The 23,118-nt window shown below is 64.5% G+C and carries 18 protein-coding genes; 12 read left to right on the forward strand and 6 right to left on the reverse strand.

Translation table 11 applies throughout. The features are described from left to right. Window positions 1-86 precede the first annotated feature (86 nt). Window positions 87-1,577, reverse strand: a complete 1,491-nt coding sequence (locus tag N551_RS0131715) for a hypothetical protein (protein WP_027570347.1) — start codon at window positions 1,575-1,577, stop codon at window positions 87-89. A gap of 295 nt (window positions 1,578-1,872) precedes the next feature. On the opposite strand from N551_RS0131715, the gene N551_RS0131720 reads away from it, so the two are divergent. Further along, complete coding sequence (locus N551_RS0131720) at window positions 1,873-2,553, forward strand: TetR/AcrR family transcriptional regulator (RefSeq protein WP_027520003.1); 681 nt, start codon at window positions 1,873-1,875, stop codon at window positions 2,551-2,553. Between the two features lie 150 nt (window positions 2,554-2,703). On the opposite strand, the gene pyk is transcribed toward N551_RS0131720, so the two are convergent. Further along, window positions 2,704-4,140, reverse strand: a complete 1,437-nt coding sequence (pyk, locus tag N551_RS0131730; protein ID WP_027570348.1) for a pyruvate kinase — start codon at window positions 4,138-4,140, stop codon at window positions 2,704-2,706. Next, complete coding sequence (locus N551_RS0131735) at window positions 4,137-4,730, reverse strand: DUF1036 domain-containing protein (RefSeq protein ID WP_027570349.1); 594 nt, start codon at window positions 4,728-4,730, stop codon at window positions 4,137-4,139. The genes pyk and N551_RS0131735 overlap by 4 nt, the downstream gene beginning before the upstream one ends. Window positions 4,731-4,908: 178 nt before the next feature. Here N551_RS0131735 and N551_RS0131740 point away from each other — a divergent pair, with 178 nt between their 5' ends. The 3 genes from N551_RS0131740 (at window position 4,909) to N551_RS0131750 (ending at window position 6,177) form a co-directional block, all read left to right on the forward strand. Next, complete coding sequence (locus N551_RS0131740) at window positions 4,909-5,211, forward strand: DUF1244 domain-containing protein (RefSeq protein WP_007596287.1); 303 nt, start codon at window positions 4,909-4,911, stop codon at window positions 5,209-5,211. A gap of 210 nt (window positions 5,212-5,421) precedes the next feature. Beyond that, entirely contained in the window at window positions 5,422-5,694 is a 273-nt protein-coding gene (locus N551_RS0131745) for a DUF2312 domain-containing protein (RefSeq protein ID WP_007596286.1), read from the forward strand. Window positions 5,695-5,754: 60 nt separating this feature from the next. Next, window positions 5,755-6,177, forward strand: coding sequence for a hypothetical protein (locus N551_RS0131750; protein ID WP_027570350.1), 423 nt, complete (start codon window positions 5,755-5,757; stop codon window positions 6,175-6,177). 15 nt (window positions 6,178-6,192) lie between these two features. On the opposite strand, the gene N551_RS0131755 is transcribed toward N551_RS0131750, so the two are convergent. The 3 genes from N551_RS0131755 to N551_RS0131765 all read right to left on the reverse strand — a co-directional run bounded on the left by N551_RS0131755 (window position 6,193) and on the right by N551_RS0131765 (window position 12,103). Then, window positions 6,193-7,815, reverse strand: coding sequence for a DUF882 domain-containing protein (locus N551_RS0131755; RefSeq protein ID WP_245287881.1), 1,623 nt, complete (start codon window positions 7,813-7,815; stop codon window positions 6,193-6,195). A 287-nt stretch (window positions 7,816-8,102) separates the two neighbouring features. Next, complete coding sequence (locus N551_RS0131760; protein ID WP_027570352.1) at window positions 8,103-10,262, reverse strand: murein L,D-transpeptidase; 2,160 nt, start codon at window positions 10,260-10,262, stop codon at window positions 8,103-8,105. Between the two features lie 347 nt (window positions 10,263-10,609). Continuing rightward, window positions 10,610-12,103 carry a sigma-54 dependent transcriptional regulator gene (locus N551_RS0131765; protein ID WP_027570353.1) on the reverse strand — a complete coding sequence of 498 codons (1,494 nt, stop codon included), beginning with the start codon at window positions 12,101-12,103 and terminating at the stop codon, window positions 10,610-10,612. Between the two features lie 127 nt (window positions 12,104-12,230). On the opposite strand from N551_RS0131765, the gene N551_RS0131770 reads away from it, so the two are divergent. The 8 genes from N551_RS0131770 (at window position 12,231) to N551_RS0131805 (ending at window position 23,046) form a co-directional block, all read left to right on the forward strand. Next, window positions 12,231-14,162 carry a M3 family oligoendopeptidase gene (locus N551_RS0131770; RefSeq protein ID WP_027570354.1) on the forward strand — a complete coding sequence of 644 codons (1,932 nt, stop codon included), beginning with the start codon at window positions 12,231-12,233 and terminating at the stop codon, window positions 14,160-14,162. A gap of 214 nt (window positions 14,163-14,376) precedes the next feature. Then, entirely contained in the window at window positions 14,377-17,268 is a 2,892-nt protein-coding gene (locus N551_RS0131775) for a cell division protein (protein WP_027570355.1), read from the forward strand. A gap of 186 nt (window positions 17,269-17,454) precedes the next feature. Further along, a complete protein-coding gene (locus N551_RS0131780) occupies window positions 17,455-17,607 on the forward strand; it encodes an aa3-type cytochrome c oxidase subunit IV (RefSeq protein WP_007596280.1) in 153 nt (50 codons plus the stop codon). Between the two features lie 137 nt (window positions 17,608-17,744). Beyond that, window positions 17,745-18,872, forward strand: a complete 1,128-nt coding sequence (locus tag N551_RS0131785; RefSeq protein WP_027570356.1) for a Re/Si-specific NAD(P)(+) transhydrogenase subunit alpha — start codon at window positions 17,745-17,747, stop codon at window positions 18,870-18,872. A gap of 11 nt (window positions 18,873-18,883) precedes the next feature. Next, complete coding sequence (locus tag N551_RS0131790; protein WP_007596278.1) at window positions 18,884-19,201, forward strand: proton-translocating transhydrogenase family protein; 318 nt, start codon at window positions 18,884-18,886, stop codon at window positions 19,199-19,201. A 42-nt stretch (window positions 19,202-19,243) separates the two neighbouring features. Beyond that, window positions 19,244-20,641 carry an NAD(P)(+) transhydrogenase (Re/Si-specific) subunit beta gene (locus tag N551_RS0131795; RefSeq protein WP_027570357.1) on the forward strand — a complete coding sequence of 466 codons (1,398 nt, stop codon included), beginning with the start codon at window positions 19,244-19,246 and terminating at the stop codon, window positions 20,639-20,641. Between the two features lie 172 nt (window positions 20,642-20,813). Then, the gene (locus N551_RS0131800) at window positions 20,814-21,611 is read left to right on the forward strand and encodes an alpha/beta hydrolase (RefSeq protein WP_027570358.1); all 798 of its coding nucleotides are present in this window, start codon (window positions 20,814-20,816) and stop codon (window positions 21,609-21,611) included. Beyond that, complete coding sequence (locus N551_RS0131805) at window positions 21,565-23,046, forward strand: sodium:proton antiporter (protein ID WP_027570359.1); 1,482 nt, start codon at window positions 21,565-21,567, stop codon at window positions 23,044-23,046. The genes N551_RS0131800 and N551_RS0131805 overlap by 47 nt, the downstream gene beginning before the upstream one ends. The last annotated feature ends 72 nt before the right edge of the window (window positions 23,047-23,118 follow it).

The following is a 23,118-nucleotide window of genomic DNA, read 5'->3' on the forward strand; positions in this document are numbered from 1 at the left end:
CGAGGTCTCGTTATAGCGAAGTCTTTTCTTCGCCGAAGTCGTCGCGTCCAAGCGAGTCCGCGACGGTTAAACGCCTGATCCGCGGCTCACGGTGCTGAGGGTAGCTTCGCCGATGCGTCATCGCGGACGTGGATGACGGCAAGGTCATCCGAGTAGAGCCGCTTCCAGCCCGGCACGTGGTCCATGATCCTTGCGGCGGGAGTCGATCCGTTCAGCAGTGTGGCGTCGATCTGGTAGGTATCGAGCAAACGCAGCAGAGTCTCAGCGTTCTTGCCTTCGATGGCGTCGAAATAGTCGAGCACGAACTGCTCTCCATACAGCTCGGCGCGGCCATCGATGAAGGTCTTGAGGTTGCGGAAGATCAGATAGCTCCCGATCGGCGCGGTGCTGAAGATGCGCTGCGCGTGCCGCTGCTCGAGCAGATCGACTGCGGCCCGAGGGGTCGGATTGCGGATAAAGGCATACCGCGTCGGCGTGGCATAGGACCGCGTGATACTCCAGCTGGTCGCAACGATGACGAGCGCGGCGATTGCGGTCGCTGCAAAGGAGGTCCGTGCTTCAGCCCGTGCGAGCGCGACCGCTCTGGCCGCGCCCAATTGTTCGGCCAACGGTTTCGCCAGCACGAGCGGTGTCAACAATGCAAAGACTTCGATGTTTCTGACGTGGTTGAGTGCCGCCCAGACCAGGCCGAGCAGCAGAAGAATGCGGGTCCACGGCAGCACCAATCCCTTGTAGTAGCCGAGGGCGATCAATCCGAGCAGGCTGGCACCGAACAAGTCGAACGAGCTGAAATCGGCGGGCATCCACTCCGAGATCTGCGAGAGCACCTTGCCGAGGCTGAGGATTTTCGCCGATGCGAGCGGCGTATTCCAGCCATAGGGCGTGCAGCAGCTTGCGGCAAGCGCAGCAAGCCCGAACAAGGCCCAGCGCGACGCCAGTGCAAAGCGGCCCTTGCGATCGGTGGACGCGATCGCATCGAGGCCGATGGGCCCAATCAGCGCCAGCCCCATGACGAAGCCGCCGTGAAGATTGGCCCATAGCGCCATCAAGGGAAGCAATAGCCACGACGGCGCGGTGCGCCGATCGGCGGCCGCCAGCAGCCCGCCGACAAAGGCCAGCATGACAGGGAGTGCCAGCATGTGCGGGCGGGCGAGAAAGTGGCCCATCGACATGAAGAGGAGCGGGGTGACGAGCAGAAAGGCGCGCGCAGGCTCCAGATAGGGCTCAAGCAGGTAGACGAAAATCGCTGCGGTCGCTCCGATCGCGAGCGACGTCAGGATAACTGCCCCCGACCAGTTGGACGGCTCGTAAGCCAGCGCGAACAGGACTTGCGATAGCCAGGAGCTCGAGATCCAGGGCTCGCCGGCTCGCGTGAAGGAATAGATGTCGGTATAGGGCAGGGCGCGGTGTTCGAGAATCCACTGCCCGATCTTGATCTGCCACAGCGTATCGGTATCCCGCAGCATGATGTCGCCGATGCCCAGGAAGAACAGGTAGACGCCGGCGGCGATGCAGAACGGCAGTAGCCAGCGCGCAACACCGCGGACGGGCACGCTGCTTGTCATGGAAATCGACATCGGACTCTCGGGGCTGAAACGACAGCACGCAGCAGCGCGCAAGCATCGGCAAGCTGAGCATGATCGCTTTTAAGTTGAGGTAAACCGGATCGTCATACCGCGGCCGCGCCGAGCAAGAATGCGTTTACCTGCTCTTGTCGCGCTGAAATTTGCGTCGCGCGCATATGCTCATTTGTGTCTTGTCATCCGCCCTGAATAGTTGTTCAGTTCTTGAGGGCGATTTGGGCGAAGATTGGCGAATAAGCAGGCGGTCGGGCTTTGCGCCGGACCGGATGCTGGGGACAGGAAGCGCGCCATGGTTTATCGGCGGACGCATCAAGTGGTGAAGCGCCTTGCGGCCCGGCGCAGTGCGATACTGGCGGCGGCGCGGGAGGCGGCGGCGGAAGGTGGGATGGCGGCGGTGCAGATTGCGCCGGTCGCGCTTCGCGCCAGCGTCGCTGCGGGTACGGTCTACCGCTACTTCCCATCCAAGGCCGATTTGATCTCCGAATTGATCGCCGAAGTCTCCCGCGACGAGCTTACTGCGATCCGGCGAGCAGCCGATGCCGCACCGGGCCCGTCTTCGGCGCTGGCGGCGGCGGTGACCACCGTGGCGGTGCATACCCTGTCACAGCGCAGGCTCGCCTGGGGCATCCTGGCCGAGCCGGTCGATGTCGATGTCAGCGCTTCACGTCTCGCCAGCCGGCGCGAGATCGCGGGCGAAATGGCCTCGCGGATCGACGCCGCCGTGCGCGCTGGCCACCTGCCGGCGCAGGACACCGCACTCGCCGCCACCGCGCTGCTCGGCGCCCTGCACGAGGCCCTGGTCGGACCGCTCGCGCCGGACAATCTCGACGATCCCGCCAGGATGCGCGATGCCGTGCAGACCGTGACGCTGCTGGCGCTCCGCGCGGTCGGCGTCATGGACGCCCGCGCCAGGGGTCTCGTCGTGCAGCAGACGCTGCTGCCGGCGGCGAAAGCGCTGGTTGGGGCCTAAAACGTCAGCCTGATCGGCCGGCGGACCTGATCGCGCCCAGGCCATTGCCAGAGCTCGCCTTTGCGAAAAACCTCAGCACATGCGCCGGACCCCCCGGCTACTGTGCATGGGGTTGTTTTCGCCATTTTTGTTTGCCGCGTGTTGGCGGGCCTAGATATTCGCTTCGCCCTCGGGGCCGACCGAGGCGATGCGCACCATGTTGGTGGTGCCGGGGATGCCGAGCGGCACGCCGGCGACGATGATCACGCGCTGGCCGGCCCGGACGAAGCCGTCGCGGAACGCGATCTGGCCGGCGCGGCTCACCATGTCGTCCTGGTCGCGCGCATCTTCCGCCACCACGCAATGTATGCCCCAGACGACCGACAGCCGGCGTCCCGCCGCGACGTTTGGCGTGATCGCCACGATCGGCGGCTTCGGCCGCTCGCGCGCCACGCGCACGGCGGTCGATCCCGAGCTGGTCCAGCAGATCAGGGCCGGCAGGTCGAGCGTCTCGGCGATCTGCCGCGCAGCGTCCGCGATGGCATCGCCGGCGGTGGCTTCCGGGGCGGGGCGCTGTGCGGTGATGACGGAGCGATAGATCGGGTCGCGCTCCACCTCCTCGCCGATGCGATTCATGGTCGAGACAGCCTCGACCGGGAATTTGCCGGCCGCCGATTCCGCCGACAGCATGATGGCGTCGGCGCCTTCGTAGACGGCTGTAGCGACGTCGGAAACCTCGGCGCGGGTCGGCACCGGCGACTGGATCATCGATTCCAGCATCTGGGTCGCGATCACCACCGGCTTGCCGGCGCGCCTTGCCATGCGCGTCATCTGCTTCTGCAGGCTCGGCACGCGTTCCAGCGGCAGCTCGACGCCGAGGTCGCCGCGCGCCACCATCAGGGCGTCGGAGGCGTCGATGATGTCGGCGAGGCGATCGATCGCCTGCGGCTTCTCGATCTTGGCCATCACCGCCGCACGGCCGCGGATCATCTTCTTGGCCTCGAGCACGTCGTCGGCGCGCTGCACGAAGGACAGCGCGATCCAGTCGACGCCGGTGACCAGCGCCGCCTCGAGGTCGGCGCGGTCCTTCGGCGTCATCGCCGAGACCGGCAAGTCGGTGTCGGGCAGGCTGACGCCCTTGCGATCGGACATCCGGCCGCCGACCACGACGCGCGTCACCGCGTGCTCCTTCGAGGTCTCCTCGGCGATCAGCCTCACCTTGCCGTCGTCGAGCAGCAGCGAATGGCCCGGCCGCAGCGCCGCCAGGATCTCCGGATGCGGAAGCTGGACGCGAGTGGTGTCGCCTGGCGCTTTGTCGGAATCCAGCGTGAAGGTCTGGCCGTTCTGGAGCTGGACCGCGCCTTCGGCGAAGGCACCGAGCCGGAGCTTTGGGCCCTGGAGGTCGACCAGAATGCCGATCGGCCTTCCGTAGCTGCTCTCGACGTTGCGGATCGTTGCCACCAGCTCGCGCATCTTGTCGTGCGGGGTGTGGCTCATGTTGATGCGGAACAGGTCGGCGCCGGCCTCGAACAGGCGGCGGATCATCGCGAGGTCCGAAGAGGCGGGTCCCAGGGTCGCGAGAATCTTGATACGGCGAAGACGCCTCATGGCTTATTTCCAGACGGGGGCGAGGGGGCTGGCGGGAGGCCAGGCGCGGCGGGGGGCGTACCACCGGGCGGGCCATTGGGCAAACCCGGAACCCCCGGACCAACCGGGCCGGGGAGACCAGGCACGCGCTGCTGTTTTGACGGCTGCTCGTTGGCATCGGTGAGCTGAACGGTCCAGGCCCGCTGCTCGCCGGTATCGACCTCGAAATAGCCGGTCCGGTCATAGCCGCGCGCGAGGCAATCCTCGGTGCCGCGGATGGTGAACTCCTTGTCGCGCGAGCACATGAAGGCCTGGCCCGACCATTCGCCGCCGCGGTCATAGTCGATGGCGTAGATGTAATAGAAGCGGGCCACCAACGTTCCGCGCAGCAGGGTCTCGCAGGAGCGGGACGAGATGTTCCACCAGCCCTCGGTGGTCCAGCCCTCGGCATCCTTGTAGCCGAGGGCGATGCCGACCCGGCTCGACGTGTTGTTGCAGAGCCGGAAATCGGCGGAGGCCGGGCTGGCCCAAAAGCATAGCAAGCCAACCACCAGCACCGGGACCAACCGGGCGAGCAGGCGAAGGGGGGAGCGGGGAGATTCGGCGATCATTGTCGCGGAAGCTATATCAGATCATTGACGATTTGGCGTAGGGCCCGGGAACTGCCCGAAGCCGGCTTCTCGCCCGTTTGCGCCGCGATATGGCAAAATCTGTGACAGGCCCCACCTGATCTCGTAAGGGTGACCCATCCAGGTCACTGCCAATTTCGCAAAGCCGAGGGATCCAGCCATGGCAATCGACGACAAAACCAGAACGGAACTCGAGGCTGCCGCTTTCCGGCGCCTGGTCGATCATTTGAAGACGCGGACAGACGTCCAGAACATCGACCTGATGAATCTCGCAGGCTTCTGCCGCAACTGCCTGTCCAACTGGCTCAAGGACGCCGCCGACGCCCAAGGCGTCGCCTTGAGCAAGGACGAGAGCCGGGAAGCCGTCTATGGCATGCCTTACGAGGCCTGGAAATCGAAATACCAGGGCGCGGCCACGCCTGAGCAGCTCGACGCCATGAAGAAGGTTCATCCCGGGCACTGAACGGCCGCGCCGGCAGCCTGATGTGCGGTGCCCTTGAGTCGCATCACACAACAGCTTTCTTCGACGTGCCGTAGGAAGGTGTGGGCGCGCTGTGGACGAGCGCGATGCTGCCTTGAACCCGAGAGGTCCGAACCCTAAGGGTCTAACCAGCACGCGCGGTGAGGATGCCGGCGTCACCTCGTTTTTGCCAGTTCCATTGGGAGTACCAAGATGGCCACCTCCGCCGCCGTCCGCGACGACGAGCCCGCGACGAAATTTGCCAAGGACCAGCTCAAGTCCATCATCGAGCGCATCGAGCGGCTGGAGGAAGAGAAGAAGGCGATCTCCGACGACATCCGCGACGTATTCGCCGAGGCCAAGGGCAACGGCTACGACGTCAAGGCGCTGCGCACCATCGTGCGCATGCGCAAGCAGGACCCGAACGAGCGCGCCGAGGCCGAGACGATCCTCGAGACCTACATGCAGGCACTGGGAATGATCTGAGCTATCGGTGTCGTCCTGGCTTTTGCCAGGGCGACACCATGTCGATGGAAGGAGACCGCGGTGACTGCGCCGCCGCTGCCGCGCGAGGTAAGCCGTGCCTACGACGCTTTTCCGGCGTCGATCGGCAAGCGGCTGCTTTGGGTACGCGAGCTGATCTTCGCGACCGCCGCGGCGAATGAAGGCATCGGCCGTCTCACCGAAACGTTGAAATGGGGCGAGCCTGCTTATCTGACCGAAGAGACCGGCAGTGGCAGCACGATCCGGCTCGGCCGCCTGAAGGACTCCGCGCACGCCGCGATTCTGTTCAACTGCAAGACGACGCTGGTCGATACCTTTCGCGAACGCTTTCCCGATCGGTTCGAATATCGGCAGACCAGGGCGCTGCTGTTGCCGGTGTCGGGCAAGCTGCCGAAGCAGGACCTATCGGTCTGCCTGTCGCTGGCGTTGACGTATCATCTGGATCGACGAAGGAAGAAGCGTTAGCGGCGCGCGAAGACCTCAGCGCAACGCGGCGGTCCGCATGACGAACGACGTCGTCTCGAGCTTGGCGGTGGCGGTGCCCGAGAAGCTGTCGCAGGACAGGCCCTGCATCGGATCGTCGGCAAAACCCATGGCGATCACGGACTGCGGCTTGACGAAGTAGGCGCGCATCGCGGCCGTGTCGAGCTCGCCCATCAGCGTGACCGACATCGCGCGGCTGGCGCTCGGCGACAGCATCACGATCTTGAGCCAGATGCTTTCGCCCTTGGCTGCGGAGAGCCGGGTCGCGGTTGCGACCATGCCGTCGACACGCTTGCCGACCACCGTGTTGATCTCGGTCGCGGGCGCAAGGTTGCGCGACGCGGCGGTGGGACGGGCGGAGCGCGGGATCGGCGCGGAGGCGGCGACGACATTGGCGCGGTCGACCGGGGAGGCGGACGCCGGCGCGTAGGCCAGCGCCTGATAGGCGGCGCTGGACACGCTCGCGGTCGGCTGCGGATCGGTGGCGGCGGCAAGCGCCTGGCGGGCCTTCAGCGCAGCCACTTGGGCCGGCGTCGCCTGCTGCGGCGTAGCCGGGGCATCCCAGAAGCCGCGGGCATTGATGATGTCGGCGGGCGTCTCGGGCTTGGCGTCAGCAGATTTGCCGGCGGCCGGCTTGTCAGCCACGGGCGCCGGCTTCGACTTGGGCAGCGCGACGAGCTGCGCATCGGCCGAGGCGAGCTGAATCGTCGCCGCGATTGACGGCTTGGCGCGCGGCGTCGGCACCGGATCGGCCGGCTTGGTCGCGGCGGCGACCACGGTCGGCGCAACAGGCTTCGCGGCCGGAGCGGGCGCGCCCTCGTCATCCTCGTCGTTGCTCGTGGCCGCCGGAGCCGGCTTGCCCTTGAACAGGGCGGCAAAGAAATTCGACTTGCTGCCGGAATCTTCGCCGCTGCCCCGCCGCTCGATCTCGGCCTTGGCGAGCTCATAGCCCTTCAGCGGCGTGCCGTCGGTTGGGACATGGACGGTGCGTCCGTCCGGGAAGACCCGGGCGAGCTGGTCATGCGTCATGCGCGGCCAATGCCGGATGCTGCCGGTGTCCAGATGTACGAACGGCGAGCCTGAGGTCGGATAGAAGCCGACGCCGCCGCGCTGGAGGCGCAGGCCGGCGAAGCGGATCTGCTCCAGCGGCACGTTCGGGATGTAGAAGTCCATCGCATGCCCCAGCATGTGCTGGCTGAAGCGCGCCACGCCGGAGGAGCGGCGGCGGAGCATGGAGTTGGTGGCGGGCGAGCGGTAGGCGGAGATGATCTGGATCGGCTGCTTGCCGTCGACGTCGCGGTAGACTTCCCAGAGGATGTCGAAGAGGTGACGGTCCATGACCGTCTCGTCCTGGCTGCGCCAGTCGCGCAGGAAGTGATTGAGCTGCTTCAGCGCCGCTTCGTCGTAGCGCCCGTCGCGCTTGAAGGTGACGGTAAGGTCTTCGCCGGAATGGGTGTGGTGGAAGGAGAGCGTCTTGGTCTCGTTGAGCGCGGCGGCGTCATGAACTGAACCCGCGGCAGCAAGCAGCAATACGGCAGCGAGGCCGATCCGTGATCCGGCCTTCACTCCCGCATGGGACAACGACAGCACAGCGAATTGGCGTGCGATTCCAGTCAGCACGTTAGAGCCCACCCAGTCGACGAGCGTTCAAAATGGACTCTCCCGCTAACCCCGTAGCGCGCGAAAGAGGATGAACGCTTTGTTAAAGCGAGAAGGTTAATTCGAGGTTGACCTTCCCGCCCCCAAACCAAGTCAGATCGCGAACCTAACCGGGTGAGTGTGGCGAAAAAAGGCCCGCTGCCCGAGGTCAGGTGGAGAATGGTTAACGTTAAGCGACCCCATCAGAGGATGAGGTCGCTGATTTTACTGCGGAATTTCAGGAAATCAGACCCCGGGGCGGGCCTAGCTCAGCGGGTAAACACCCGCTGCTGCTGCGGCCGGCGGCCGACCGGGGCCGGCGGCGGGGTCGGTGCTCCGAACAGGCGCTCGAAGAAATTCGGGCCGGACGAGCCGCCATTGGCCGCCAGGACGCCGTTCGGCAGCGTCGTTGCCGGGCGTGAATAGCTCGGCTGGGAGTGCGCGACGACGTTCTCGAGATCCTTGCCGCGACCGTTCTTCAGGATGTTGATCATGGTCGCGTCACGGCCATAGACGTCCTTGCGGAATTGCAGCTTGCCGCCATCGTCCACGAATGCGGTCTGATAGGTGATGTTGACCGGGATCGGGGTCGGGAATTTCAAGTCGATCTCGCTCTTGCCGTACATGCTGCGGATGCGTTCCGGCGTGTACTTCTCGTTCGGCATCGCAATGTTGAGCAGGACCGACGCGTACTGATCCGGGTTCTGCACGCGCATGCAGCCGTGGCTGAAGGCGCGTTCGTCCCGGGCGAACAGGTTCTTGTCCGGCGTGTCGTGCTGATAGACCAGGAACTTGTTGGGGAAATTGAAGCGGATGCGGCCGAGCGCATTGGCTTCACCGGGCGGCTGCGAGATGTGCACTGAACCGTCGCGGTTCTGCTCGAGCTTGAGGCCCATGCGCTGGAGCACGGTCGGGTCCTGCTGAAGTGCCGGCAGATATTCGTTGTAGACGATCGACGGCGGCACGTTCCAGGTGGGATTGACCGTGATGTACTTCATCGTCTCGGTGAGCAGCGGGGTCGCATGCGTGCCGGGCTTGCCGGTGACGACGCGGGTGGTCCAGACCTGCTGGCCGCGCTGCATTACCTTCAGCGTGTAGTCGGGAATGTTGAGGATGACGTAGGCATCGCCGAGCGAGGGCACGCCCAGGTCGCGCGGCAGCCAGCGCCAGCGCTCCATGTTCACCAGCACCACGTCGATCTGCTTGTCGCGCTTCGGGGTGTTGATCGCCTTGACCGTCTTGTCGTCGAGGACGCCGGTCGCCTTGAGCTCGGCGCCGTTCTGGAACTTGCGCACGGCTTCGGCGACCGCCGCGTCATAGCGGCTGTCGTTGGCGTTCTCGGTGATGCCGAGCTTGGCGCGCAGCTGCGGCACGCGCGGATCTTCAACGACGATTTCAGCCTGCTTCTTGCCGGCCGGGGTGTATTTCAACGTCGGACCATCGGCGATCTCGATCACCGGGCCGTTGCCCTGGCCGCGGAGCTCTGCGAGCTTCGCCTTCAGCTCCTTGTAAAGCTTCTGCGGCGGATTGTAGCTGTCGAGCGCCGCGGAGGCGTCCGCCGCCGTCGTGACCTTGGCGAGCACCTCGTTCAGATCGATCGGATGCTCGGGATAGAGGATGTCGCCGCTGACCTGTGACCAGTGCATGCGGCCGCTCTGAGCCTGGCGCGCATAGTCGAACATGCTGGCGGTGAGCTTGAGCTCGGCATCGGCGAGTGTATCGGGTGTCGTGGCGGCTGCGAAGTCCGGCAGCGGGTAATCGGCGGGATTGAGACCGTCGGACGCCGCGTCCTTCAGCCGTGCGATCACGCCCTTGGCCGCAGCGGTCAGGCTGCCGGCCTGGGTCCAGACCGGCGCGAAGTCGCGTGCACCGTAAAACTTCTCGATCGTCGCGCGCTCGTTCTTGCGGTCGAAATAGCGTGAAGCCTTGGCGCCGATGGCGTCCTTGAGCTTGTCGGCGACCGGCTGGTCGGCGGCGGGAACGTTGCTCGCGGCCTTCACCGGCTCCGAGGCCGGAGCCGCAGCGGTGGCGGGCGCGGCCGGCGTTGTCGCCGTGTCGGCCTTGGCAGGTTCCGTCTTCGCCGTCTCGCTCTTCGGCGCCTCGGTCGCCGGCGTGGTGGCGACGTCGGAAGGCTTGGTCTCGACCTTGTCCGGCGCGGGAGCGGCTTCGGCCTTCACGGGTTCCTTGACCGGCTCCTTTGCCGAGTCCTGAACCGTGGCGGTGGTGTCGAGCTTGATGTCGGATGCGGTCGGGGGCGGGACGTTTGCGGGTTCGGGGCGCGGGATCGCGGCTTCGATCGCGAGCTCGGCAGCGCTGCTGCGCACCTGATCCTGCGCCAGGGCCGAGCTGGCCGATACCGTGAGGAAGGTCGCCGCGACCGTCATCAAGACACGGTCAAAGCCTGCACGGTGGTTCAAACAGTCACGCATTGTGTCGCACCCCTCGGGTGAACTGTCCCCCGTGGAACAGCTTCGTTATCGCCTATTGAGCTTCGGCTAAACCGCGCCGGCCTCTCGAAAGTTGCACGCCTGCACGCAACGAATCCTACGCAGACGATATACAGGCCCCGATTTCGCAGCCAGCGCTACCCGGGACAACTCACGACAAACTGACTTCAAGCAAGCCTCTTGGCAACGGATTGTGCGCTTCTGCCACGCGCTTTTCCCTGTGTCTGTCACTTCCAAGTCACGGTTCAAATCGCAGTCGAATTCCGTCGTCGTACGAACGGCTTACAGTCGTATCGCTCCGCCCGGACGAACCTCCGTTCGCGTCAGGCTCAGTGCGTCTCCTCACCGCTTTTGCCGCCATGGCCGGGAACCCCGGCCTCATCGAGTTTGCGGTAGAGGGTGGACCGGCCGATTTTGAGGCGGCGGGCGACCTCGGACATCTGCCCGCGGTAATGCGAGATCGCGAAACGGATGATCTCGTTCTCGATATCCTCCAGCGGCCGGACGTCGCCGGTCGCGGTCAGCATGGAGAGAGCACCCGCTTGCGGCAGCGGTGCGATCGGTATGTCATTACCCGACACGACGGAGGGGGCCGCGATCGGCTCCAGCATCAGCGGCGCGGTCGGAATGTCTGTTCCCGGATGTGGCTGCGAGGCGATCAGGGGGAAGTCGTCAAGGCCAAGCTGGTCGCCGTCGCTCATCACCACGGCGCGGTAGACCGCGTTTTCGAGCTGGCGGATGTTGCCGGGCCAATCGAGCTGGGCAAGGTGAGCAACGGCCTCGCCGCTGATGCCGGTGATGGGGCGGTTCTCCTCGGCGGCAAAGCGCGCCAGGAAATGCCTGAGCAGATGCGGAATGTCCTCGCGCCGGGCGCGCAGCGATGGGATCGTGAGCGGCAGCACATGCAGGCGATAGAACAAGTCTTCCCGGAAGTGGCCCTGCTTGACCCGCTCCAGCAGCCTGCGATTGGTCGCCGAGATGATGCGGACGTCGACCTTCACGGGTCTGCGGCCGCCGACCGCCTCGACCGCGCCTTCCTGGAGCGCGCGAAGCAGCTTGACCTGCGCGCTCAGCGGCAGCTCGCTGACCTCGTCCAGGAATAGCGTGCCGCCATGGGCTTCGACGAACTTGCCGGTGTGGCGTTCGGTGGCGCCGGTGAAGGCGCCCTTCTCGTGACCGAACAGGATGGACTCGACGAGGTTGTCGGGGATCGCGCCGCAATTGACCGCGACGAACGGCTTTGCCTTGCGCTCGCCGCTGCCATGGATGGCACGCGCGAACATCTCCTTGCCGACGCCGGACTCGCCCTCGATCAGCACGGGGATCGAGGAGTTTGTTGCTTTCTGCGCCGCGCGCATCACGCTCGCCATCGCCTCGGCGCGGGTGATGATGTCGGAGAAGGTCAGCCGGCCCTCGCGGCTGTGACGGATGCGCTGCAATTCGCCCTTGAGCGCCGAGGAGTTGAGCGCGTTGCGAAGAGAGACCTGGAGCCGCTCCAGGCCGACCGGCTTGACCACGAAATCGGCCGCGCCCGCGCGCATCGCCGAGATTACATTGTCGATGCCGCCATGGGCCGTCTGCACGATGACGGGGATGCTGAGACCCGCTTCGCGGATTTTCGCCAGCACGCCCATGCCGTCGAGGCCGGGCATCACGAGATCGAGGATGACGCCGTCGATGGCCGCGTCAGGGGCGGTGAGGGCGGCAATCGCCGCGTCGCCGGAGTCCACCACGATCGTCTCATAGCCGCATTTCTGCACCATGTTTTCGACCAGCCGGCGGGCTACAGCGTCGTCGTCGGCGATCAAAATACTGGCAGCCATGGTGTTCCCCGCACGCTACTACTATCTGTCTCGAATCGGGGCACTCTGGCCGAAGCCGATTAACGCACTGTTAAATCCTGATGCCCCCGCCCGCCGTCGTGATTGTTGAACACAGGTTTCCCACACAATGAATTCGCGCTCCAAGCCTGCAGTTAAGAAGTCCGCCATCAGCAAGCCCGCTCTTCGCAAGCCGAACACCAAGACAGCCAAGGCAAAACCCTCCAAGCATTCACCCGCCAAGTCTTCGCTTGCCAAGCCTTCACCCGCAAAGCCTGCGAGCAAGACCGGCAAGCTTCCGGTGTGGAATCTCGCCGACCTCTATTCCGGGATCGATGCACCGGAAGTGGCGCGCGATCTCGCAAAGATGGATGCCGATTGCGTCGCGTTCGAGACGGACTACAAGGGCAAGCTCGCAACAGGAACAGCAAAGGAAGATGGCGGAAAATGGCTCGCTGAAGCCGTGCGACGCTATGAGGCGATCGACGACCTCGCCGGCCGGCTCGGCTCGTACGCTGGCCTCGTTCATGCCGGCGACAGCGTGGACCCCAAGATTTCAAAGTTTTACGGCGACGTTTCCGAGCGCCTGACGGCGGCATCGACACATCTGCTGTTCTTCGCGCTCGAGCTCAATCGCATCGATGACGATATTTTGAACCGCGCGATGCAGGCCACCGAGCTCGCGCACTACCGTCCCTGGATCGAGGATCTGCGCAAGGAGAAGCCGTACCAGCTCGACGACAAGCTCGAGCAGCTCTTCCTGGAGAAGGCGCAGACCGGCTATTCCGCCTTCAACCGGCTGTTCGACCAGACCATCTCGGGCTTGCGCTTCAAGGTCGGGCCCAAGGATCTCGCGATCGAGCCAACGCTCAATCTGTTGCAGGACCGCGACGGCGCCAAGCGCAAGACCGCGGCAGAGGCGCTCGCAAAGACTTTCAAGGCCAATGAGCGCACCTTTGCGCTGATCACGAACACCCTGGCCAAGGACAAGGACATCTCCGACAGCTGGCGCGGCTTCAAGGACGTCGCGGATTCCCGGCATCTGAATAACCGGGTCGAGCGCGAGGTGGTGGATGCGCTGGTCGCCTCGGTCCGCGCGGCCTATCCAAAATTGTCGCATCGCTACTACGCGCTGAAGGCACGCTGGTTCGGCAGGAAGCGCCTGGCCTATTGGGACCGCAACGCGCCGCTGCCCTTTGCTGCGACCGACGTGATCGGCTGGGGCGACGCGCGAAACATGGTGCTCACCGCCTATCGCGGCTTCTCGCCAAAGATGGCTGACATCGCCGAGCGCTTCTTCACCGACCGCTGGATCGACGCGCCGGTGCGCCCGGGCAAGGCGCCGGGGGCCTTCTCGCATCCGACCACGCCGTCCGCGCACCCCTACGTGCTGATGAACTACCAGGGCAAGCCACGCGACGTGATGACGCTCGCCCATGAGCTCGGCCACGGCGTGCACCAGGTGCTGGCGGCCAGGAACGGCGCATTGATGGCGCCGACGCCGCTGACGCTGGCGGAGACCGCGAGCGTGTTCGGCGAGATGCTGACCTTCCGGCGGCTGCTGGCGCAGACCAGGAGCGCAAAGCAGCGCCAGGCGCTGCTCGCCGGCAAGGTCGAGGACATGATCAACACCGTGGTGCGGCAGATCGCGTTCTATTCCTTCGAGCGCGCGGTCCACACCGAGCGCAAGAACGGCGAGCTCACCGCGACGCGGCTCGGCGAGATCTGGCTCTCTGTGCAGGGCGAGAGCCTGGGGCCGGCAATCGAAATCAAAGCGGGCTACGAGAACTACTGGATGTACATCCCGCACTTCATCCATTCTCCGTTCTACGTCTACGCCTATGCGTTCGGCGATTGTCTCGTGAACTCGCTCTACGCCGTCTACGAGAATGCGGCCGAGGGATTCGCTGAACGTTATCTCGACATGCTCGCCGCCGGCGGCACCAAGCATTATTCCGAACTGCTGCGGCCGTTCGGGCTCGATGCCAAGGATCCAAAGTTCTGGGACGGCGGCCTGAGCGTCATCGCCGGTATGATCGACGAGCTGGAAGCGATGGGCTGAAGGCGAGCCGTCTTCGGCGCTGCAGCGAGCGGGTTGGGTCGGCTGTCCGAAGGTCCCGTTGTTCCAACGACGGGCGGGGCGGGGTTGTATAGATCCCGTCCTGCACATTGAACGTTTGTGCCTGGGGCCAGACTAATTCTTGCAAGGCGGTTTCGACCTGCAATGCAATCTATGATTGTTGATCGTCGTGGTGTGCTCGGCCAAGGAGGCGAACATGGCCAGGATCAGTGCCCCAGACCCCAAGGTGGAGCCGCCGCGGGCTGTCGAAGAACAGCAACTGTGGGGGACGCAGCACCGCAAGATCGTCAAGCGCGAGCTCGCAGCCATCAACAACCGCCGCCTCGCCCAGGGCATGGATCCCGTTGCGTACCCTGGCGACGAAAAGGCGATCGACACGGTCGGCCTTGCGCTGTCAGGCGGCGGGATCCGATCCTCCGCAATCTGCCTCGGCGTCTTGCAGGCTTTCAATCACCACGGGCTGATCAGGCACATCGACTATCTGTCGACCGTATCGGGTGGCGGTTACACCGGCTGTTCGTTCACGGCGACCATGACGCGGGCGCAGAATTTCGTCTTCGGAAGCACGCCGACACCCGGAGCCGAGAGCGCCAATGAGATCAGTGACACGCCTGCGGTGGGCCATATCCGGAACTATTCGAACTACCTCGTTCCGGCCGGCGCGCGAGATCTGATCACCGGCGTCGCAATCGTCGTGCGTGGACTCGTTGCCAATCTGAGCCTGACGCTGCCGGTCGTACTGCTCGTTGCCGTGATCACGATCCTGTCCAACGCCGCACGCTCGTCACTCTATACGACCAATTTCTTCGGGCTGAGCGTCGACGACACCCACAATCTTGGTCCCCTCTCCAGCCTGGGATTGGTGCCTGCCTACTTTCTTGTCGGCCTTGTTGCGGCCTTGCTGCTTTTGTTGGTCGGGCGCCTTTTCAATGTGGGGCGGCGCGAGCTGTTTCGGTACCTGGCCGGTCTTGCGTTTGCGATGGGTCTCATCTGTGCGATCGCCAGCTGCCTGAACGTCGATCATTTTGGCCTTTCGCTTGCAGCGGTCCTGCTCGGCCTCGCGCTTTTCTTCGGCTGGGCGGTGCTGCGCTCGATTTCGTCGACCAAGAGAGGTGAATTCCGCGGCTATCCGTCGACTGTCGGCGCGACCTATCTCGTTCTGCTTGCCGTCATCTGCTTCTTCGAATTCCAGCCCTTCATGATCGCCCAGATGTTCGATGTCGCCGACGCCAACACGATCCAGTCCGGCGGCATCGTTGGGGGCGTCGCAATCAAGTGGGTCCAATCGCTTGCGGCCATCACTGCGCCGGTTGCGGCGGCCGTCACGCTGTTCCGGCAGCAATTCGCCGACCTGCTGAAGGGCGCCGGCGCCTCGGACCTGGGCTCACGCCTGCTGGCCCATGCGGCGAAAGCAGCCGTGCTTGTCGCGGGACTGGCGCTGCCCTTACTGATCTGGGTCGGATATCTCTATCTTTGCTATTGGGGCATCGCGAACGACAAGGCGCTCGACGCCGTCTACCGCCAATACCCCATGATCGAGGAGTGGGGAGCGGCTGGCGTGCAACCTGTGCCGCCCGCGGCCGGTGTCGACGTCAAGGGAAATGTCCAGTTCGACTCGGCGACGCGCAAGCTCTCGGCCGAGATCACCAACGGCGAAGCGAAGGCCGTCGTCTCCAAGCCGGTGGGGCCGATCTCGCACATCCCCGCATGGCTGTTTTCCGTTGCGTCATTGCAGTCCCCGGAGACATTCACGTGGTCGAAGTACCAGTTCGGCAACTCTGTCAGCTGGCGGATGGTGCTGCTCTACTTCTTGTCGGGCTCGGCCCTGTTCGGCCTGTCGTGGGTTCTCGGGCCGAATGCCAATTCGTTGCACCGGCTCTATCGCGATCGCCTCAGCAAGGCCTTCTTGTTCAATCCGCTCTATTACGCCGACGGGGAGCCGTCGCGGAACATGCCGAGCCTGGACCAGGGGAGGGATTTCCTTCCGCTCGACGAGGAGAAGCTGAGCGGTCTGCTGCATCAGTTGGACTACGGCGTCGATCCAGCGGGAGCGATGACGGTCACGACATCGAAAAGATGCAGCCTGGCCTCGCCATATCCCATCATCAACGCCGCGCTGAACATCCAGGGATCCGACTTCGCCAATCGGCGGGGACGGAACGCGGATTTCTTCATATTCTCGCCGCTGCACGTCGGCAGCGAGGCCACCGGCTATGCGAATACACCGGCCTTCGAGAAGGTCGCGCCGGGCCTCGATCTTGCGACCGCGATGGCGATCTCCGGGGCCGCCGCTTCGTCGAACATGGGCTCGGGGTCGATCCGCTCGCTGACCCCGACCCTGGCGCTCCTCAATGTGCGCCTGGGGTACTGGTTGAAGAACCCGCGCTGGGTCTCGACAAAGGACAAGCCGCAGCACCACTCAACCCCCTTGTTTTTATGGTCTGAGATCTCGGGCCGGCTCTACGAGAATGCCGATGCGGTCTATCTGACGGACGGCGGACACATCGAGAATCTCGGTGTCTACGAGTTATTGCGACGACGCTGCAAGGTGATCATCGCGGTTGACGCCGAAGCCGATGCGCCGATGAATTTCTCGTCGCTGGTGACGCTGCAGCGTTATGCGCGCATTGATCTCGGGATCATCATCGACCTGCCGTGGACGCCGATCCGCAACACGACGCTCGAGTGGATGAAATGCAACGCAACCAAATCCCCGGCAGCGGCCCGGCGCGCGGCGGGCGGACCGCACGTGGCGGTCGGCACAATCGACTACGGCTCGGGGGAGAAGGGGTACCTCGTGTACATCAAATCGTCCCTGACCGGAGACGAGAACGACTACATCCGCGACTATGCACGCCGCAACGACACCTTCCCGCACGAAACCACCGGTGACCAGTTCTTCTCGGAGGAGCAGTTCGAGGTCTACCGCGCGCTGGGTTTCCACATGACGCACGGATTTCTCACTGAGGATGCCGGCGCGGATGCGATCGTCGTCAACGTTCCGGGAGAACGCTGCGCAAAGCGAAACTTCTGCGACAGCAAGGTGGAGCCGATCGGCGCAGTCCGCCGTGCGCTCGGTCTGCGCTGAGAGGCCTTCGGCTCGTGGCATCGGAGATCGCCTCTGACGGGCGGAATACCGGTCTGAGCCGAATTCCCGCCAATCGGAATTCCAAATGACCTGATTTGCCGGGAAACCGCGCCTGCCTGCCGTTGCCCTGCCCGAAAGTTTGCGGTATCCCAGCCATGAAATTCGACTTTCGACTGGGGACAATTCATGGCCGACCATAGCGAAGTGGCGTACAGCACCGCCGACGGCAACGACTACGTTGCCCACGAGCAGACCTACGAGGGCTTCATCAAGCTGGTGAAGTACGGCACGGTCTCGGTCGCGCTCATCGTGATCCTGATGGCGATCTTCCTGACCTGATCCACTGCCTGCAGCACCGCCAGCGTCGTCGGTGCCCATAAAATTTGCAATCAAGCCGGATTGAAAACCGGTATCCAACGTTGCGGGAGTAACGCTAAGTTCGCGTGCGCGCTCTTTCCCGCGTCGCCGGAGGGCCTATGAAGATCGCCGTTGCCAAGGAAATCGATCCGTCGGAGCCGCGGGTCGCCGCTTCGCCGGATACGGTGAAGAAGTTCAAGGCGTTAGGCGCCGAGATCGCCATCGAGCCGGGCGCCGGCCTCAAGTCGGGTCTGCCGGATTCCGAATTCACCGCCGTGGGCGCCACCGTCAGCGCCGACGCGCTGAAGGACGCCGACATCATCATCAAGGTGAAGCGCCCCGAAGCCTCCGAGTTGGCCCAGTACAAGCGCGGCGCGCTCGTCATCGCCATCATGGACCCCTACGGCAACGAGGCCGCGCTGAAGACGATCGCCGATGCCGGCGTCTCCGCCTTCGCGATGGAATTGATGCCGCGCATCACGCGCGCGCAGGTGATGGACGTGCTGTCCTCGCAGGCCAACCTCGCCGGCTACCGCGCCGTGATCGAGGGCGCCGAGGCCTTCGGACGCGCCTTCCCGATGATGATGACCGCGGCCGGCACGGTGCCCGCCGCCAAAGTGTTCGTGATGGGCGTCGGCGTCGCCGGCCTCCAGGCGATCGCGACCGCGCGCCGTCTCGGCGCCGTCGTCACCGCGACCGACGTCCGGCCCGCCACCAAGGAGCAGGTCGAATCGCTCGGTGCAAAATTCCTCGCCGTCGAGGACGAGGAATTCAAGAACGCGCAGACCGCCGGCGGCTACGCGAAGGAAATGTCCAAGGAGTACCAGGCCAAGCAGGCCGCGCTCACCGCCGAGCACATCAAGAAGCAGGACATCGTGATCACCACCGCGCTGATTCCGGGCCGGCCTGCGCCGAGGCTCGTTACGGCCGACATGGTCAAGTCGATGAAGCCGGGATCGGTGCTGGTCGATCTCGCTGTCGAGCGCGGCGGCAATGTCGAAGGCGTCAAGGCGGGCGAGGTCGCCGAGGTCGATGGCATCAAGATCGTCGGCTACACCAACATCGCCGGCCGCGTCGCGGCGTCGGCCTCCAGCCTCTACGCGCGCAATTTGTTCAACTTCATCGAGACGATGGTCGACAAGACCAGCAAGGCGCTGGCCGTGAACTGGGACGACGAACTCGTCAAGGCGACCGCGCTGACCAGGGACGGCGCCGTCATCCACCCGAATTTCCAGCCGAAAGCGTAAGGAGAGCCGTCATGGAGCATATCGCACAAGTCGTCGATCCCTTCGTCTTCCGGCTGTCGATCTTCGTTCTCGCCGTCTTCGTCGGGTATTTCGTGGTGTGGTCGGTGACCCCGGCGCTGCATACGCCGCTGATGAGCGTGACCAATGCGATCTCCTCGGTGATCGTGGTCGGAGCGCTGCTCGCGGTCGGCGTCGGCATGATCTCGAGCGGCTCAGGCTGGGCGCGCGGCTTCGGCTTCATCGCGCTCATTTTCGCCTGCGTGAATATCTTCGGCGGCTTCCTTGTCACCCAGCGCATGCTGGCGATGTACAAGAAGAAGGTGAAGTGAGCGGCGTGCACCTCGGGGTGACAAAGACAAAGGGGACCTGAGATGAACGCCAATCTGGCTGCAGTTCTGTATCTCGTGGCGGGTGTGCTGTTCATCCTGTCACTGCGCGGGCTGTCCAGCCCCGCCACATCGCGGCAGGGCAATTTCTTCGGCATGATCGGCATGGCGATCGCGGTCGCCACCACGCTGGCCAGCCATCCGCCGGCGGACGGCCTCGCCTGGATCCTCGTGATCCTTGGCATTGCGATCGGCGGCAGCGTCGGCGCGGTGATCGCGCGCCGCGTGCCGATGACCTCGATGCCGGAACTGGTCGCCGCGTTCCATTCGTTGGTCGGCATGGCCGCGGTGCTGGTCGCCGCCGGTGCGTTCTACGCGCCGGAGGCCTTCGACATCGGCAGCCCCGGCAACATCCATCCGCAGAGCCTGGTCGAGATGTCGCTCGGCGTCGCCATCGGCGCGCTGACCTTCACCGGTTCGGTGATCGCGTTCCTGAAGCTGTCCGCGCGCATGAGCGGCGCCCCGATCATCCTGCCGTTCCGCCACTTCATCAACATCGCGCTCGCGATCGCCCTTGTCGTCTTCATCGTCGGGCTGGTGATGTCGGGCAGCGCGCTCGACTTCTGGCTGATCGTCATCATCGCGCTGGCGCTCGGCGTCCTCATGATCATCCCGATCGGCGGCGCCGACATGCCGGTCGTCATTTCGATGCTGAACTCGTACTCGGGCTGGGCCGCGGCCGGCATCGGCTTCACCCTCGGCAATTCCGCGCTGATCATTACCGGCGCGCTGGTGGGATCAAGCGGCGCGATCCTGTCCTACATCATGTGCCACGCGATGAACCGCTCTTTCATCTCGGTCATCCTCGGCGGCTTCGGCGGCGAGACCGCGGCGGCCGCCGGTGGCGGCGGCGAGCAGAAGCCGGCCAAGCTCGGCTCGGCCGACGATGCCGCCTTCATCATGAAGAACGCGCAGAAGGTCATCATCGTGCCGGGCTACGGCATGGCGGTGGCGCAGGCCCAGCATGCGCTACGCGAAATGGGCGACATCCTGAAGAAGGAAGGCGTCGAGGTGAAATACGCCATTCACCCGGTCGCCGGCCGCATGCCCGGCCACATGAACGTGCTGCTGGCCGAAGCCAATGTGCCCTATGACGAGGTGTTCGAGCTCGAGGACATCAACTCCGAATTCGCGCAGGCCGACATTGCTTTCGTGATCGGCGCCAACGACGTCACCAATCCGGCGGCCGAAGAGGACAAGACCTCGCCGATCTACGGCATGCCCGTGCTCCAGGTCTGGAAGGCCGGAACCGTGATGTTCATCAAGCGCTCGCTCGCCTCGGGCTATGCCGGCATCGACAATCCGCTGTTCTATCGCGACAACACCATGATGCTGCTCGGCGACGCCAAGAAGGTCACCGAGAACATCGTCAAGGCGATGTAACGCGGAGACAAACCGACCATTGCGAATGCGACGCGCGAGCAGCGCGTCGCATGGTACGCCGCTCAGCAGGTGGCGTGCGGGCGCCTCAGCGTTCCGGGGTCGCCTCGGGCGGTGTCATGAAATTGCTGCGGAGCTGCTGCAAAGCCCTGAACGGGGGCCGGGCCGCGTCATCATGACCATCGTCAAGTGGATCGCCATCCTGCTCGTGACCGTCTATTTCGCCGGTCTCCTCGTGCTGTATGTCAGGCAGCGCGAGATGCTGTTTCCGATCCCGCCCGTCGGTCGCACAGCGCCGGACGCCGCAGGCCTCCCTGAGGCCGAAGAGCACGTCCTGACCACCTCCGATGGCGAGAAGGTCATCGTCTGGCACGTGCCGGCGAAGCAAGGCCGTCCCGTGATCCTGTATTTTCCGGGCAATGGCGATTATCTCGCCGGTCGCGTCAGCCGCCTCAAGGCCATGACGGCGGACGGCACCGGCCTCGTCGCGCTGTCCTATCGCGGCTATGCCGGCTCAAGCGGGGCGCCGAGTGAGGCCGGCCTGCTGCGCGATGCCGCGGCCGCCTACGCCTTCACCACTGCGCGCTACGCGGCGGAGCGAATCGTCGCCTGGGGCTTTTCACTCGGGACCGGCGTGGCGGTCGCGGTCGCCTCGGAGCATCGTGTTGGAAAACTCATCCTGGAAGCGCCCTATACATCGACGGCCGATATTGCAGCTTCATCGTTCTGGTACGTTCCGGTGCGTCTGCTGATGCGCGATCCATTTCATTCCGACGAGCGCATCCCGCGCGTCACTGTGCCGCTATTGGTGATGCATGGCACCGATGACCTTGCCATTTCCATCGTGTTCGGAGAGCGTCTGTTCGTGCTCGCGCATGAACCGAAACAGTTCGTTCGCTTTGCGGGCGGCGGACACGATAATCTCGATGCGTTCGGTGCGATTGAAACGGCGAGGCGCTTCATTGCTTTCTAGACGACTTTTCGTTCGGCGCGGGAGCGGGTTTATCGCCGCGATCCTCGTCGTGTTGTTGCCACAGCACGCATGGGCGGCGACCGGGCTCGACGGGGCGGTGATGGGCTGGCCCTATGCGCTGCCCTTTGCCGGCCTGCTGCTGTCGATCGCGCTCGGGCCGCTGCTGTTTGCAAAAGTCTGGCACCACCATTACGGCAAGATCGCCGCGGCCTGGTCGCTGCTGGCACTCGCCTCGCTCGTCATCCTTGCCGGGAGCATGGCGACGTTGGCCGCGCTCGTTCACGCCATGCTCGCCGAATATCTCGGCTTCATCGTGCTGCTGTTCTCGCTCTATGTCGTGGCTGGCGGCATTCTCGTGACGGGCGACATCAAGGCGACGCCGGCATCAAATGCCGGCATCCTCGCGCTCGGTACGGTGATGGCGAGCGTCGTCGGCACCACGGGGGCGGCCATGATCCTGATCCGCCCTCTGATCCGCGCCAACCGGCCGCGGCGCTACAACGCCCATGTCGTCATCTTCTTCATCATCCTGGTCGCCAATGTCGGCGGCGCGCTGAGCCCGCTCGGCGATCCCCCGCTGTTCGTCGGCTTCCTGCATGGCGTCGACTTCTTCTGGACCACGCGGACCATCTGGCTGCAGACGGCGATCGTTGCCGGACTGCTGCTCGCGATCTTCGTCGTCATCGACGTCTGGCGCTTCCGCAGCGAACCCTTGCCCGGCGCTGTCGGCGCCGCGAAGCCGGTCCGCATCCGCGGCCTCGTCAACCTGGTGCTGATCGCGGCCGTCGTCGCGAGCCTGCTGGCCTCGGCGATGTGGAAGCCCGGCATCGCCTTCGACGTTCTCGGAACCAGGCTGGAGCTGGAAGACATCGTCCGCAACGCGGCGCTGCTGGCCATAGCGGCCCTGTCGGTGTGGTTGACGCCGGACGAGCACAGGCAGGCCAACGGCTTCACCTGGGAGCCGATCCGCGAAGTCGCGAAGCTGTTCGCCGGCATTTTTATCGCGATCATCCCGGTCATCGCCATGCTGGATGCCGGCCATCACGGCGCGTTCGCCTGGCTGTTGTCGGCCGTGACAGGGCCGGACGGCACGCCGCGCGAGGTTGCCTATTTCTGGTTCACCGGTCTGATGTCGGCGTTTCTCGACAATGCGCCGACCTATCTGTTGTTCTTCGAGCTCGCCGGCGGCGACCCGCAGGTGCTGATGCATGAGCTCTCGGGCACGCTCGCTTCCATCTCCATGGGCGCAGTCTACATGGGCGCGCTCACCTATATCGGCAATGCGCCGAATTTCATGGTGAGCAGCATCGCAAGCGAGAACGGGATCGAGATGCCGAGCTTCTTCGGTTATTTCGTGCGCGCCAGCGCGGTGCTGATCCCGCTGTTCGTGCTGCTGACGCTGCTGCCGTTCGCTCCGATCCTGCGCTGGCATTGAATCTGCCGCCCGATTTGCTACTGCTCGACTGAGACAATTGGAGCCGATGGATAAGCGCGCACAATCCGATGC

The sequence above is a fragment of the Bradyrhizobium sp. URHA0013 genome (assembly GCF_000518345.1).
Taxonomy (GTDB): Bacteria; Pseudomonadota; Alphaproteobacteria; order Rhizobiales; family Xanthobacteraceae; genus Bradyrhizobium.

Excerpts from the sequence above, each read along its gene's own strand:
- N551_RS0131775 (WP_027570355.1), top strand. The coding sequence starts at position 14,377 with ATGGCCAGGATCAGTGCCCCAGACCCCAAGGTGGAGCCGCCGCGGGCT.
- N551_RS0131715 (WP_027570347.1), bottom strand. The coding sequence starts at position 1,577 with ATGTCGATTTCCATGACAAGCAGCGTGCCCGTCCGCGGTGTTGCGCGC.
- N551_RS0131785 (WP_027570356.1), top strand. The coding sequence starts at position 17,745 with ATGAAGATCGCCGTTGCCAAGGAAATCGATCCGTCGGAGCCGCGGGTC.
- N551_RS0131790 (WP_007596278.1), top strand. The coding sequence starts at position 18,884 with ATGGAGCATATCGCACAAGTCGTCGATCCCTTCGTCTTCCGGCTGTCG.
- N551_RS0131770 (WP_027570354.1), top strand. The coding sequence starts at position 12,231 with ATGAATTCGCGCTCCAAGCCTGCAGTTAAGAAGTCCGCCATCAGCAAG.
- N551_RS0131740 (WP_007596287.1), top strand. The coding sequence starts at position 4,909 with ATGGCAATCGACGACAAAACCAGAACGGAACTCGAGGCTGCCGCTTTC.
- N551_RS0131765 (WP_027570353.1), bottom strand. The coding sequence starts at position 12,103 with ATGGCTGCCAGTATTTTGATCGCCGACGACGACGCTGTAGCCCGCCGG.
- N551_RS0131800 (WP_027570358.1), top strand. The coding sequence starts at position 20,814 with ATGACCATCGTCAAGTGGATCGCCATCCTGCTCGTGACCGTCTATTTC.
- N551_RS0131745 (WP_007596286.1), top strand. The coding sequence starts at position 5,422 with ATGGCCACCTCCGCCGCCGTCCGCGACGACGAGCCCGCGACGAAATTT.
- N551_RS0131805 (WP_027570359.1), top strand. The coding sequence starts at position 21,565 with ATGCGTTCGGTGCGATTGAAACGGCGAGGCGCTTCATTGCTTTCTAGA.
- N551_RS0131795 (WP_027570357.1), top strand. The coding sequence starts at position 19,244 with ATGAACGCCAATCTGGCTGCAGTTCTGTATCTCGTGGCGGGTGTGCTG.
- pyk (WP_027570348.1), bottom strand. The coding sequence starts at position 4,140 with ATGAGGCGTCTTCGCCGTATCAAGATTCTCGCGACCCTGGGACCCGCC.
- N551_RS0131735 (WP_027570349.1), bottom strand. The coding sequence starts at position 4,730 with ATGATCGCCGAATCTCCCCGCTCCCCCCTTCGCCTGCTCGCCCGGTTG.
- N551_RS0131780 (WP_007596280.1), top strand. The coding sequence starts at position 17,455 with ATGGCCGACCATAGCGAAGTGGCGTACAGCACCGCCGACGGCAACGAC.
- N551_RS0131760 (WP_027570352.1), bottom strand. The coding sequence starts at position 10,262 with ATGCGTGACTGTTTGAACCACCGTGCAGGCTTTGACCGTGTCTTGATG.
- N551_RS0131720 (WP_027520003.1), top strand. The coding sequence starts at position 1,873 with ATGGTTTATCGGCGGACGCATCAAGTGGTGAAGCGCCTTGCGGCCCGG.